This window comes from Haliea sp. E1-2-M8 (assembly GCF_030649675.1).
Classification (GTDB): domain Bacteria; phylum Pseudomonadota; class Gammaproteobacteria; order Pseudomonadales; family Halieaceae; genus Haliea.
Window position 1 is genome coordinate 40,805 of record NZ_JAUTDR010000028.1, and the last position, 12,779, is coordinate 53,583.

13 protein-coding genes are annotated in these 12,779 nt (G+C 56.2%); 12 read left to right on the forward strand and 1 reads right to left on the reverse strand.

The window, feature by feature from the left end; all coding sequences use genetic code 11:
* Positions 1-32 precede the first annotated feature (32 nt).
* The gene (locus Q6D67_RS18375; protein ID WP_304707128.1) at positions 33-1,541 is read right to left on the reverse strand and encodes a BCCT family transporter; all 1,509 of its coding nucleotides are present in this window, start codon (positions 1,539-1,541) and stop codon (positions 33-35) included.
* A gap of 347 nt (positions 1,542-1,888) precedes the next feature.
* Between Q6D67_RS18375 and Q6D67_RS18380 the strand changes: the two genes are divergently transcribed.
* From Q6D67_RS18380 to Q6D67_RS18425, 12 genes are all read left to right on the forward strand, one after another.
* Positions 1,889-2,185 (forward strand): hypothetical protein, encoded by a 297-nt coding sequence (locus tag Q6D67_RS18380; RefSeq protein ID WP_304707129.1) that lies wholly within the window; start codon positions 1,889-1,891, stop codon positions 2,183-2,185.
* A 217-nt stretch (positions 2,186-2,402) separates the two neighbouring features.
* Positions 2,403-2,696 carry a type II toxin-antitoxin system RelE/ParE family toxin gene (locus Q6D67_RS21885; RefSeq protein ID WP_370551989.1) on the forward strand — a complete coding sequence of 98 codons (294 nt, stop codon included), beginning with the start codon at positions 2,403-2,405 and terminating at the stop codon, positions 2,694-2,696.
* Positions 2,697-2,707: 11 nt separating this feature from the next.
* Positions 2,708-2,977, forward strand: a complete 270-nt coding sequence (locus Q6D67_RS18385; protein ID WP_304707130.1) for a HigA family addiction module antitoxin — start codon at positions 2,708-2,710, stop codon at positions 2,975-2,977.
* 299 nt (positions 2,978-3,276) lie between these two features.
* Complete coding sequence (locus tag Q6D67_RS18390; protein ID WP_304707131.1) at positions 3,277-4,539, forward strand: phosphatidylserine decarboxylase; 1,263 nt, start codon at positions 3,277-3,279, stop codon at positions 4,537-4,539.
* A 137-nt stretch (positions 4,540-4,676) separates the two neighbouring features.
* Complete coding sequence (locus Q6D67_RS18395; RefSeq protein ID WP_304707132.1) at positions 4,677-5,399, forward strand: pseudouridine synthase; 723 nt, start codon at positions 4,677-4,679, stop codon at positions 5,397-5,399.
* Between the two features lie 17 nt (positions 5,400-5,416).
* The gene (locus Q6D67_RS21890) at positions 5,417-5,641 is read left to right on the forward strand and encodes a cysteine-rich CWC family protein (protein ID WP_370551990.1); all 225 of its coding nucleotides are present in this window, start codon (positions 5,417-5,419) and stop codon (positions 5,639-5,641) included.
* 156 nt (positions 5,642-5,797) lie between these two features.
* Complete coding sequence (locus Q6D67_RS18400) at positions 5,798-6,913, forward strand: Fic family protein (protein WP_304707133.1); 1,116 nt, start codon at positions 5,798-5,800, stop codon at positions 6,911-6,913.
* Between the two features lie 318 nt (positions 6,914-7,231).
* The gene (locus tag Q6D67_RS18405) at positions 7,232-10,276 is read left to right on the forward strand and encodes an ankyrin repeat domain-containing protein (RefSeq protein WP_304707134.1); all 3,045 of its coding nucleotides are present in this window, start codon (positions 7,232-7,234) and stop codon (positions 10,274-10,276) included.
* Entirely contained in the window at positions 10,273-10,713 is a 441-nt protein-coding gene (locus Q6D67_RS18410) for an energy transducer TonB (protein ID WP_304707135.1), read from the forward strand. Before Q6D67_RS18405 ends, Q6D67_RS18410 begins: the two co-directional genes overlap by 4 nt.
* Positions 10,697-10,846, forward strand: coding sequence for a hypothetical protein (locus Q6D67_RS18415; protein WP_304707136.1), 150 nt, complete (start codon positions 10,697-10,699; stop codon positions 10,844-10,846). Before Q6D67_RS18410 ends, Q6D67_RS18415 begins: the two co-directional genes overlap by 17 nt.
* Before the next feature lie 239 nt (positions 10,847-11,085).
* Complete coding sequence (locus Q6D67_RS18420; RefSeq protein WP_304707137.1) at positions 11,086-11,613, forward strand: AAA family ATPase; 528 nt, start codon at positions 11,086-11,088, stop codon at positions 11,611-11,613.
* A gap of 116 nt (positions 11,614-11,729) precedes the next feature.
* The gene (locus tag Q6D67_RS18425; RefSeq protein WP_304707138.1) at positions 11,730-12,074 is read left to right on the forward strand and encodes a hypothetical protein; all 345 of its coding nucleotides are present in this window, start codon (positions 11,730-11,732) and stop codon (positions 12,072-12,074) included.
* Positions 12,075-12,779: the final 705 nt, after the last annotated feature.

Genomic DNA, 12,779 nt, shown 5'->3' on the forward strand with positions numbered 1-12,779 from the left:
TCCACATCAAGCAACGAATACTGCAGTTCTGTTTAGGTTTTTTCAAGTGTCCCCTCGTCTCGTTTCAAGGACTTGCTCAGTGCCAGCCCGCCCAGCCACAAGGTGAATAACAGGGGCAGTGATACAACCAGTACCGCGGTCTGCGCCTCCCGGATACCACCTACATACATGAGCGAAACAGGCAGGATGGCAATCGCGAATGCCCAGAACAGCCGGTGCCAGCGGGCCGGGTCCTCACTGGGGTGCATCGCCGTGGTTGCACCGGCGGCCAGGGTATAGGAGGCAGAGTCGTAGGTAGTGGCACAGAAAATGGTGCTGACGAGGCACAGCAGCCCCACCAGCAGCGTGGATGCTGGCAGTGCGTCAAGGCCAGCGATAATCGCCTGGTTGCCATCACTTGCGGCCATGATGCCCAGCAAATCCACCGTGCCTGCCAGCTGCAGGCCGAGGCCGTGGTTACCCAGTATCAGGTAAAACAGCCAGCAGCCGGCGGGGCCGAAGCTAAGCATACCCAGAATCACGCTCCGCAGGCTGCGCCCGCGGGAAATACGCGTCACAAAAAGACCGACGAAAGGACCGTAGGCGACCCACCAGGCCCAATAGAAAACTGTCCATTCACGAACAAAGCCCGTGTCATTGAACGGTTCCGTCCAGAGGGACATCCGAATCAGGTTCTGCAGGCTGTGGCCGATGGCGTTGACGGCGGTATTTACCAGGAACAGGGTATCGCCGAGCACCAGCACGAGCGCGAGCAGTATGAAGGCGAGTATCATGTTGAGGTCGGACAGACGTCTGATGCCTCGATTCAGCCCGAGATACACACTGCCGGCAAACAGCACGACGCAGACGGCGACCACGGCCATTTCCAGCCCGAAGCCCGGCTCAACACCCACGAGACGTCCCACCAGCGCCGCGATCAGGGGCGTCGAGAATCCCAGTGAAGAACCGGCGCCACCGATAAGGGCGATCATGAACAGCGAATCCAGTACCCGCGCCAGGGGCCCCGTTTCCTTGCCGGCCAGCCAGTAATCGCAGGCGATGCTGTATTTGAGGTGGGGTACCTTGCGCACGTAAAAGGAATAGGCGATCGCCAGGGTCGGCACGCAATAGAGCGCCCAGGCGACAAACCCCCAGTGGTGCACACCATAGGAGGATGCCCAGGTCGCCGCCTCGGACGAATAAGGTTCAGCGCCAAAGGGCGGCGCGGCGAGATATGATGCCCATTCAATGGCTGCCCAGTACATTAGGCCCGCGCCGACGCCTGCGCTGAAAAGCATGGCTGCCCAGCTTGGCGTGGAGAACTCGGGCTCGCCCTCACCGAGCCGAACATCGCCAAACCGTCCGAACGCGATCCAGGCGAGAAACACCAGCGCGGCGGCTCCACTCAGGAGGTAAAGCCAGCCAAAGTGCACCGCAATCCAGTCGTAGGTGGTCAACAGTATCGCCGAACTCGCGCCGGGAAACAGCAGCAGGGGCAAGGAAACGGCGATCAGTACCAGGGTAGTGATCGTGAAATTGATTCGGTCTAGTGGCTTACTCATCAGCTCTCACGGGCATGGTGTCAGGTAACGTGGAAAATATCGTGAAGGTTGCATCGCGCGAGTATCGCATCAAGCACCTATCATTATGACCAGAACTTTTTCATGTACCCGTGAGCTATCCTCATCATGGAGACCTGGGGTGGCGGTGCCGCGACGCTGCCACAGTACTGTCGCGGATCGCCCCCGGCCTCCTGCACAGCCCCGGCAAGCAGGTGACCGAGCGCATCGCACCGGACAAAAGTCTCGTCAGGCTCCGCCAGGAGCTGTTGCGGCGGTAGTGTGAGCGGGGGCTGGAAATCCGCTTCTGTGAAGGCAACCGCGGTTCCTACAAGAAAATCCACTACGCGTTGCAGCAATTCCCGGACAGCCTCATCCTCACCGTGGACGACGACATCATGTATCCGCCGGACATGATCGACCAGCTGTTGCGGGCCTACGAGCTGATGAGCTTCAGGCGCGGGGTGACCTGCGCCATGGTGCCCGGCTATGTGGCCTGGGTGGAGCGGTTTGCCACCATTCCGGACAGTCTTCGAAGCCTACGGCCTGATGCTGGCGGTGGTGCGGCGGATTCTGACTCTGGCCGCCCGCTTGTGGCGGGATCAGTCCGGTTTGACCTGGCTTGTGTTTACCTGCGCCAGTGGTAGATACGGCTGGACTTGACGGTCCGGCCAGTGACCCCAGCCTTATGGATTTGGCTGTAGATTTTTAACTGGTTGATTTTGTTAACTTAAATTCGAACACCCACAGCGCAATTAGCACCACGAAGCACAATAAATCAGGGTCAGTTCCGCAAATCTCCCGCAGGTTTCTGCTGGGAATACAGTCATTGTTAGAGTTATCAAATTCCGATAACATAGGAACATGATCGAATCCTTTGGAAACGCTGTGGCGGAAGACCTCTTCTATGACAGGAAGAGTAAGGCAACCAGATCATTTCCAAATGAACTTCGGAGAATCGCCAGGCGAAAACTACTCTACTTGCATGATGCAACAGACTTACAGGATCTTCGAGTTCCACCTGGTAACAGGTTGGAAGCTTTAAAAAGTGATTTGAGAGGATTTCACTCGATACGAATCAACGATCAATGGCGACTGGTTTTCCGCTGGAGTGGCGGGCAATCACACGATGTACAGATAGTGGATTATCACAGATAGAGGTGAAGGCTGTGGACAGGCAACCCAAACATCCGTTCCATCCCGGCGAGATGCTGCTCGAGGAATTCCTCGAACCCCAGGGCATGAGTCAGGCTGAGTTCGCACGGAGAATAGGCTGGACGAAGGCGCGGCTCAATGAACTCATCCGCGGGAAGCGGGGAATCACTGCAGAGGCTGCATTAGATCTCGCTGACACCCTGGGGACTTCGCCAAAGCTGTGGATGAATCTCCAGGCTACCTATGACCTGGACAGGGCCGCTGCGGCGCGCGGGGTAGCATAACATCACTCTGGAACATGGGCTTCCCACGGTCATGGAGAGGTCTGGGTGTAGTATCACATATCAGGACTTAGGCACTTTTGACACCACAACTGGCCTGATTTCACACATCATGAACCCTGGGTTGTGCGACAGATGAGGCTTCTGGAGGTGTCCGCTACCACCTTGCTGCTGCCCGGTTACTGCGCCTTTGCAAAATTCCGACTATGCTTGCGGTGTATTAATTACTATATCTACAAGCAGGAACATTTATGAATACGAAGGATGTCAGGTGCCGCACCCGGCTGAATCAGTTTGCCATAATGGCGGTATTGGCGCTTGCAGCACTGCTTACCGCTGGTGCCAAAGGGGATTCTGGTGGCGCGGTTAAATACGGGCCGGCGGCGAGCGAGTTGATGGCACTGGTCGAGGCAAACCCGGACCTGAAATCAATGCTGGCCGCTTCCATCGAACAGGCCAGGCAGATCAATCCGGATCGAAATACCAATCCTGCGCAAAGCCTGGAAGAGTACTTCGATTTTGTATCCTGGGCTGAAACAGCGATGCCCTGGGCGCTGCTGAAGAAGCCCGAATATCCGGAAATATATGACAACATTTACCAGAGTCTGGTGTATTTCCATTTTCTGGTTGAGCAGCCGTTGCCTGAATTGGAGGGCAAGGGATTGGTCAATAACACCCTGCAGTACGCCGAGCCCTTTGCATCCTGGTTGAATGTATTCAGTCAATCCTGGGGCAGTTTTCTCGACACGCCGGAGTCCTGGAACGAAACCTATTACGGAATGGCCCTGAACGACCCTGCCTTCGGGCTGCAAAATGACTGGTACGAGGATTCCGGCAACTGGAGCACCTTCAACGAATTTTTTGCCCGCTATCTCAAATCACCCGCGATGCGTCCCATTGCGGCACCGCTGGATGACAGTGTTGTGGCTTCCTTTGCTGATTCGGTGCCCCAGGGCGTCTGGGCGATTGATGGAGACTCCAATCTCGTCGCGCGGGATCCCGTGCCGGTAAAAGCCTCGAGTCTCCGGTCCATAGCGCGTCTTATCGGTGAGGACAGCGAGTATCGAAATGCCTTTGCAAACGGCACTTTTACCCATTCATTCCTCAACGTCAACGACTACCATCGCTACCATTTCCCACTGGGCGGAACCATCCGGGAGGTGCACATCATTCCGGGCGTTAGCACAACTGGCGGCTCCATTTGGTGGGATGCGGCTAATAACCGCTATGCGTTTGACCCCTCGGAAAGATTGGGATGGCAAAGCATTGAGACCAGGGGTTGTGTGATTCTGGAAACTGACAGGTATGGCCTGGTGGCGCTGTTGCCCATAGGCATGTCAGCGGTCAGTTCAGTAAACCTGGAGGACAATGTCAAGCCGGGGGCGCAGGTGAAGAAGGGCGACATGCTGGGGCACTTTGCGTTCGGGGGTTCCGACTTTGTCATGGTGTTTCAGGATACGGTAGATTTCACCCTCGAGGCGCCAAGGGACACGAATGACGAAGCCTACCAGCATCTTCTGGTGGGGGAGCGGCTGGGCAAGCTGACACTTCGGGAAGACGACTGAGGCGCCACAGCAATAAAAACTGGCGTCTCTCTTGTATGACCTCTGCATCCAGGCGATAGCGGTCTGGCAGAGGTACTGATGACATGCGTTTGACGTGAAATAATGCCGTCAACACTCACCCGGTTCGCCAGCCTGCCATGAAGACCTATACCACCAGACTCGATCGTTTTATCAGCCAGAACAGCGATTGCTCGATGGCAGACACTCGCCTGTTGCTGGCACAACGGCGGATAATGCTGGATGGCGTTGTGGCGGATTCGGTTCAGCAGGCGGTGACGAAGTTCACCCGCGTTGAGCTGGATGGTGTCTGCCTGCAGAGCGAGCAGCCGGTCTATCTCGCCTTGAACAAGCCCGCGGGTGTAGTCAGTGCGACAAAGGGCAGCAAGCACCCGACGGTAATGGATCTGGTTCAGCACCCCCGCAAGGATGAGCTGCATATTGCCGGGCGGCTGGACTTCAATACCACGGGCCTGGTGCTGCTGACGAATGACGGGGCGTGGTCAAGCCGGATCAGCTCGCCGCAGACGAAACTCCCCAAGACCTATGAGGTGAGTGTATCCGAGCCCTTGAGCGGGGAATACGTGGCTGCGTTTCAGGCGGGCATCTACTTTGCCTATGAAGGCATTACCACACTGCCGGCACGGCTGGAGATACTCTCCGCGTACCGGGCCAGGCTGTCGCTGGTCGAGGGCAAGTATCACCAGGTGAAGCGCATGTTCGGTTCGTTCCGGAACAAGGTGCTCGCGCTGCACCGCGTTTCGGTAGGGCCCGTGTGCCTGGGTGGTCTGGAACCGGGCGCCACCAGGCCGGTGGACGCAAGCGAGCTGGCGGAAATGTCGCGGCAGGTTTCCGGAACGTGACATCGAGAGGTTTGTCCATGACGGCAGTCGACGGTGAAGACACGTGCCCATTCTGTGGCGAAGTGAATACCTGCATGGCGAAGAGCACGCAGCTCTGCTGGTGCATTGCCGCCACTATACCCGTGGGACTTGTTGAGCTGGTCCCTCCTCCGGCAAAGGGCAAGGCCTGCATTTGTCAGGCCTGTGTACGTCGCTACAATCAGGACCCGGCGTCGTTCAGGTCCCGCTGCGCGGCAGAGTGATAAAGATCGGAATGAACTGTCACCTATGTGACCGGAAAGGACCCTATCAGCAATGATGCGGAGATCAGCGAGACTATTCTCCGCAATCCAAGCGGATATTACTCTTGACTCTGCGGGAATAGCGTCGATATTATCCGCACATCGTGCGGAGATAAAATGTATATCTGGAGCAGAAAAGGCTGGCCCACATTCACCTGGGATAACGATGCCCTGGCCGGCCTTCTGGCCCAGGTATCGCGCGAGCAGGGCCGCCTGCTGGGGAGAATGGAGGGGCTGGGGTTCGATTTGCGCGATGCAGCCCATCTGCAAACACTGACGGAAGAGGTCGTCAATTCCAGCGAGATCGAAGGCGAGAAACTGGCAAGAGAACAGGTCCGCTCTTCCATTGCCAGGCAACTCGGCATGGATGTTGCCGGCCTTGTTCCATCAGATCGAAATATCGATGGTATTGTCGAAATGATGCTGGACGCGACCGGCAACTACATGGCCCCCCTCACCGAAGACCGACTTTTTGGCTGGCATGCTGCCCTTTTCCCGACAGGGCGCAACGGCATGCACAAAATTCTGGTAGGCCAGTGGCGCAATGACAGCGGTGGTCCCATGCAAGCCGTCTCGGGCGCTACAGGACGACAAAAGGTCCATTATGAAGCCCCTCCAGCGGATCGTCTGCCGCTGGAAATGGCGGGTTTCCTGGCGTGGTTCGAGGCCCCCTGCGGCCTCGATCCGCTGGTGGTCGCCTGTCTGGCACATCTGCATTTTGTGACTGTCCACCCCTTTGACGATGGCAATGGCCGTATCGCGCGCGCCATTGCGGATATGGCTCTGGCCCGCGCGGACGGATCGGCGCAGCGTTTTTACAGCATGTCGGCGCAAATCCGTATCGAACGCAACGATTACTACACCCTGCTGGAGCGCACCCAAAAAGGTGGACTCGACGTAACGCCCTGGCTCACCTGGTTTCTGCAGTGCCTCTACCGGGCAATTGAGGGCGCACAGGAAAAACTTGCCGCTGTTAAGAACAAGGCGCGGTTCTGGGAACAGTTTGCCAGGGAGCCCCTGAATGAGCGCCAGATTAAAGTGCTGAACCGGGTCCTGGACGGCTTTGAAGGAAAACTGACAACGTCCAAGTGGGCTAAGCTCGCAAAATGCTCCCAGGATACTGCCTACCGGGATATTCTCGATCTAATGAAGCGCGGCGCACTCAGGAAAGACCCCGGCGGTGGGCGAAGTACCAGCTACTCCCTGGAGTACAAAAGAGTTTTGCCAACCTAATTTACGGCGCCTCGTATTGCAGGACGGATCAGAGTAAGTCCCGCCAATCTCCCACAAGCGCGGACCTTTTAATCACAGATTACGTCAACCCGAACATGGCTGAACAATTGAGTGAAGCCGGTATTCAGTATGGATTCTTCACGACGGATACGTCTCTCCTGAGAGCAGCAGACGTCCAGACATTCCGTGTTTGCCGGGGTTCAGCTAGTGTGGTATCACAGAACCACTGCCGTTGGCTCCAGGGTGCTGAAAATTAATAACAAGATGTTCCAGCACATGCGCGGACTCCGGAATTTTCCAGGGACAGTCCTTATTTGCTTGGCGCTACAGAGCCTGGCATTGCATGCCGCTGCGTTGCCACCAGGCTGCGAACGGAGTGAAGTTCATGGCGCGTTCAGTCACGATGAAGTTCATGTTGCGTACCACTATGATTCGGCTTACTTGCGCGAGGAGTGGCGACTAAACCAGTGGCAAGTGGTCTATCCATCGCCTGCACTGAAAGATGGTGCTGCCTCCCCCGGACTGTTCCCAAAGGAGGATCTCGACCAGCTGGCCGCCGACCCCGACACTGTGGGTGCACGGCTGATGGAGAAGCTGGACCAGAATCTGTGTCGCCCCCGGCCCGAGGGCTATACGCTGGACTGGTCTACTTACCTGCAGTCCCATCACGGCGGCACCGGTGCGGCCTGGTTGACCTTGTGGGCCCGCCAACTCATCGACGGGGTGCGGGCGGAAAACCAGAGCTGCAACATGCACTTTAATCGGAAAGGCGAACTGCTTAACCTGCACTGCCGGTTGCTGGCGCAGGCCAACGCCGCATTGCCCGCGGAGGATTGGCCCGACGAAGAGGAAGTGATTCGCGTCGCGGAAGCGGCCTACCTTGCCGAATTGCGCAATCTTGCTGGACCCGGGCAGAAAGTTGAGTCCATCGAACGAGTGTACCGGGGGGGAGCCCCAACCCTCATTGCCAAACATGCTGGCTGCGGTGAGACCGTCGTAAACGCCATCACGCTGGACGCGCGGTATGGGTGCCAGTACGGTTGGCCGGAGCGCCCGCACCATGGCATCGCTGAAGGTGAGAGCGTTGTCCACCTTGATGGCTTGCCGCCGTACTTCGAGGATAGAGCCTTCGCGGTGGCTGGCGGAAGTGGTTACTTGCTGTCAGGCTCAGTCCAGCGCCCCTGGACGGACCCGAGTGGGTATGACTATGAGCCAGGAAATTACCTGCTGGCTTTCGATGCCGCGGGGCAACTTCGGTGGCGATATCGGCTCGCCGCATCCCGTGCGGTCGAGGCCATAGTCCCGACAGGCGATGACCTCCTGTTGTGGCAACGGGAACATGATCCAGACGGCAACAGACGCGCTGTGTCGGTCAAGGTGTCAATGACTGACGGCACACCGCTTGGCCCCGAGCGCGAGTTCGAGGTGCCTCCTTATCGCGGTACACTGCCTGACGAGACCGGGCTGCGGCTTTATACGGTTCGCGAGATCGGGCCCCGGTGGCAGATCTGGGCCCAGGACCGGGATGGCACAATACTGTGGCGCGTTGATCTGCCAGGTGGTGTGTCGGAAGATGGCTTGACGCGTGTTAAAGAAGGCGGGCTGGCCGTCCTCTCCCGCGCAGCCAGCAATGATTCCAGGCGTTACGAAGTGCGTCATATTGATCATAACGGCCAGCTGCTACTGCGGGCCGAAATTGCCTCGGCGGAGCGGTTTGACGCCAGCCTGCTAGGTCTGGACGGAGGTCGCGCATTCTTATTGACCCAGTCAGCGGGGGACGATCATCGCGGTCTGAGTGAGATGCTGGTCTACTCGATTGCTGACGGGGGCCTGCTGCAGCGGCACCTGGTTCCTGACAATCGAGCCCTGAAATGGCTGCCAGGTGGCAAGCTTCTGCACTTGGGTGGTGAAGGCGGCTGGGCCCTGCTGGGCGAGATCGGTGAGAATGGTCCCTGGCGGCGTCACTTCGGCTTCGGCGTTCAAGCACAGTACCTCACCCAAGCAGCTGTTCCAGCCAATGGCAAGCTCGCTCTGCTCGCGCAACTGGACTACCAACGTAACTCGTCGGTCACACCAGATCGCAGGGCCATACTCCAGCTGGACATGGCGACCGTAGGAAAGCAGGGGCGCTCAGCAAACTGCCCGATGGTATCCCACGAAACGCTTCGCATTCTGGAGCAGGCCCTGTGGCGAGATTTCCACGTATTTCCCGACCCGACCTTGCTGGATTATCGCCCGAACCTGGACTGCATCGATAGTCATCGGGCGCACTACCGCGACTTCCTGCAGACGCTCCACGACGACTTGACCGAGCGCGGCTACCGGGCTCCGGGCTTCTTTGTTCACCTAACGGTGGAGCCCGGGCAGAGGGGTTTGCGACTCCGCGGAGGCGGCGCAGGCCATGGTGGTGTTAGGCGCGGACAGCAAAGCCCAAAATTGCGCGTGCATTTCAGCGACGCGGCCAGGCTGGCGGCCTATCTCCAGGACACGCTGGAGCCCCACTCGCGCACCGTCTATCGCCTGCTCGATGACTTCCGCGTGCACACCGGCGCGGAACTCAATCTGGCATATTCGAGAGAGGGCGAAGCTGCCGATCTCGACAAACTGGCATCGAATCTGCGGCGGGTGCTGGAGGTGATACGCGCCATACCCTATTCGGCCTTTCCTGAGTTTGGGGAGTCGGCTCCGCTGTTGCTGGAGTTGGATGATGTTGCGGTGTCCCCGGTGAATCACAGGGAGCAGCTGCTTGGAGCCTCTGTATTCGTTGCCAACCTGGGCACCGAGGAGTTGAAGAGCCTGATGCATGACGCTGCGCGAGCCATCTCAGGCGGGCCAGAGCTCCCGGCCGATGATGGTGAAAACCCCGCTGCCCGCGATAGTTACGGCAACAGTGCCCTACACAGAGCGGCGTTGCAGGGGGCCAGAACAGCGCTGCCCGAACTCTCCGCAGACGAAGCACTGGCCAATGCAACTGCCTACGATGGCGCGACACCGCTGCACCGGGCAGTATTTTCACCGCGCTTCCCTGCACCATTGCTTGAGCCCCTGGTGCGGGCACAGCGTGACATCAATGCCCGCACTATCGATGGCGAGACCGCCCTGCACCTGGCAGTGCATACACCGGAGGTAGTGAAATTGCTGCTGGAAGCCGGTGCGAACCCCAATGCTCGGGATGAGCGCGGCGCGACGCCGCTGCACCGCGCAGCCGCGGTTTGGCTGGGAGAACAAAGTGTGAAGGCCTTGCTGGCGGCGGGAGCCGATCCCGCTTTACGGGATGACGAAGGCAGTACCCCGCAAATGATCGCCGAACAGCGTCGACTACCAGCCAATGCTGGCTTGCTTGCCGGGAGAGCGGCCCCTTGAAGCTTATTCCACTGCTACTAGCGGTTTGTCTGCTGCTCGGCACAGTACCAGCCTATTCCAGTCAAGGGCCGGCCACCGGGCTGCCGCCACGGTATTTACAACCCGTACCGACCGAGTTTTATGTGCCTTATCATCGCGAAACCAAAGGGGTCTGCCTGATTAACCTGAAGCCGCTTCAGGTACTGCTGGAGTTCGAAGTGGGCAGGGAGGGGCGGGTGGAATCTGTGCTGGTGCAAGAGTCATCAGCTGACCAAGCCGCGCTGGAATGGCTGCTGCAAGCTGCCCGGGAGTTCCGGTTTCCCCAGAAGTATGTTGAGTGGGAGCCGCAACCCTATACCACTGTTGTGGCCTTCCCAGTGCGCAGCCAGAGCTGCTGGCGCCCGCCCTTGCATGAATCTCTACAACGGGGCTACCGCCATAATGAAAATAATCTATGAATGTCTGGAGAATCTATCGGGGAGGGCCCGCGGCGACGAGGTGGAGAGCACCGCTAAAGAAATCGATGGCAGGGATTTGTTTCTGGATATTGCGGAATACGAACTGCAGCACATGTCCTTTCTCGATCACTAGTGGGAGTGTATGTAAAATATTGAGGCTGCTTTCGACCCGAAGCCGCCGTTTATTGATGATGGTGAGTCGTGGTTGCTAATGACGTCTGGCTATCTCGGTTGGATTTGGAGTGGGGATTTCTAACGTGTTGGTTACAGAGAATAAATAGTGGTGTCTTCATATCCAATTTTCGAATTAGCCGGAATAGTGTTATACGACCAGGTCTGGTTAATTCGTTTTATGCATCTTGAGGCCTGACCATGAGCTGCGTGTTCTTCATAGGTGGTGCAAGTGCATCTGGAAAGACTACTGTCGCACTGAAATTGGCGACCACAAATAGCCTCTCATTGATCCATCTGGATGCGTTTTACAATACCTTGCGACCGGCCTTTAAATCAGATTCCGATCTAGAAGTCGCTACTAAGTCCATTTGCCAGGTTGCGGCTACTCATATCCTCGCAATCGGTCGAAAATGCATCTTGGACGGGGGATGGATTGACCCGGAAGTAGCTGTAGCGCTGTTTGGCCCTAGCGCCGCAATCTACTGTGGTTATGAGGACAAGGATCTCGGGAAAAGATATGACCGCATCCTCAGTAAGAACGAGCACTGGCTAAAAGATGAATCCAAAGAGAATGCGCTGAGCTTCCTTCAAAAGCAGGCAGATGGAAGCGAGTGGTATAAGAGCGAGTGTAAGGAATGCAATTTACCGTATGTCGACTTCACGAATTTTCCGAACCATATTCCTAGTGAAATTTCGAGTCGCTTCAGTGAGTGGTTCAATGCATAATAAAGCACTTAGGAGCGACAAAATTAAGCTGTCACACCCCTTGCTGACGAAAGGGGTGTGACAGCTTTACTTTGCGCCTTTGCAGCGGCGTCATGTTCAGCAAGGTCGAGTGATATATGTTTAAAAAAATACTTTTTCACGCTCTCGTGGGCGGCGCAATTTTTATTGTTGGAGCTGGTTTGCATGATTTTGCCGATATCAGAGGCCTAGGTAATTTTCTTGCCTACGGAGGAATGGTATATGCAGGTGTTACTACACTCTTGATACTGCTAGGAGTAAATCTGCCTCCACAAATAGGTAATCGCTCTGGATCTTCATTTATTGGGAAAGTAGGTAAAGACTTCTCTCAAAGGAAAGCGCGCGAAGAATTGCTCGAGTACAAAAATTTACTTGATGAAGGTGTATTAACACAAGATGAATTCAACACAAAGGCAGCCGAGCTAAAGAAGAAAATCCTATGAACATAACAAGTCAATCAACTTCGCGCCTTCGGCGATGGACGCAGCAAAGTCAAATATCAGCTTCGACCCAAAGCAGCCACTCGGCAAAGGGCCTGTTGGGAGCCTCTCAAGGCTCAAAGGGGTGGCGAGTTCTGGTTATTGTTTTAGCTTTTTCACCGGCCGTGTCACACTCGGGATTGAAGCACTGATGCAACTTATTGAAATTGATATAAAAGGTCGGGACCTGATTGGAGAAAATGACGCACCGGGTTTGCAGGGAGCGTCCGGTTATCTTGGTTGTATTTGGCGTGGGAATCGCTAACGTGTTGATTAAAAGCAAGAAATAGCGGTGCTTTCAGATCAAATTTTCGAACTAACCGGAATGGCGTTATACGGCCCGTTCTGGTTAATTAACTCTTATGGCTCCAGCTGATTCAAGAGTTCGAGTTTGCTCGTGGTTGTTTTCGGCATTGCTGAAATAAGAAAAAAGGAGAATACTAGTGCAGCTAAAATCATTCAGGGCAAGAAACTTTCGCTCAATCAACGATAGTGGTGAAATCCAAGTCTCCCGAATAACGTCACTACTTGGGCGAAATGAAAGCGGAAAATCAAATCTTCTCAAAGCATTGCACAGCCTAAACCCTGTCGAGGGGTTCGGGTTCTACCCCACTTCCACGGACACTTCAAAGAAGCCCATAATGGGCAAAAGGAGTGTTTATGTCGAAG

Bases quoted from the DNA above. Each gene is read 5' to 3' on its own strand.
- Q6D67_RS18395 (WP_304707132.1), top strand. From the start codon at position 4,677: ATGAAGACCTATACCACCAGACTCGATCGTTTTATCAGCCAGAACAGC.
- Q6D67_RS18390 (WP_304707131.1), top strand. From the start codon at position 3,277: ATGGCGGTATTGGCGCTTGCAGCACTGCTTACCGCTGGTGCCAAAGGG.
- Q6D67_RS18375 (WP_304707128.1), bottom strand. From the start codon at position 1,541: ATGAGTAAGCCACTAGACCGAATCAATTTCACGATCACTACCCTGGTA.
- Q6D67_RS18400 (WP_304707133.1), top strand. From the start codon at position 5,798: ATGTATATCTGGAGCAGAAAAGGCTGGCCCACATTCACCTGGGATAAC.
- Q6D67_RS21890 (WP_370551990.1), top strand. From the start codon at position 5,417: ATGACGGCAGTCGACGGTGAAGACACGTGCCCATTCTGTGGCGAAGTG.
- Q6D67_RS18420 (WP_304707137.1), top strand. From the start codon at position 11,086: ATGAGCTGCGTGTTCTTCATAGGTGGTGCAAGTGCATCTGGAAAGACT.
- Q6D67_RS21885 (WP_370551989.1), top strand. From the start codon at position 2,403: ATGATCGAATCCTTTGGAAACGCTGTGGCGGAAGACCTCTTCTATGAC.
- Q6D67_RS18415 (WP_304707136.1), top strand. From the start codon at position 10,697: ATGAAAATAATCTATGAATGTCTGGAGAATCTATCGGGGAGGGCCCGC.
- Q6D67_RS18425 (WP_304707138.1), top strand. From the start codon at position 11,730: ATGTTTAAAAAAATACTTTTTCACGCTCTCGTGGGCGGCGCAATTTTT.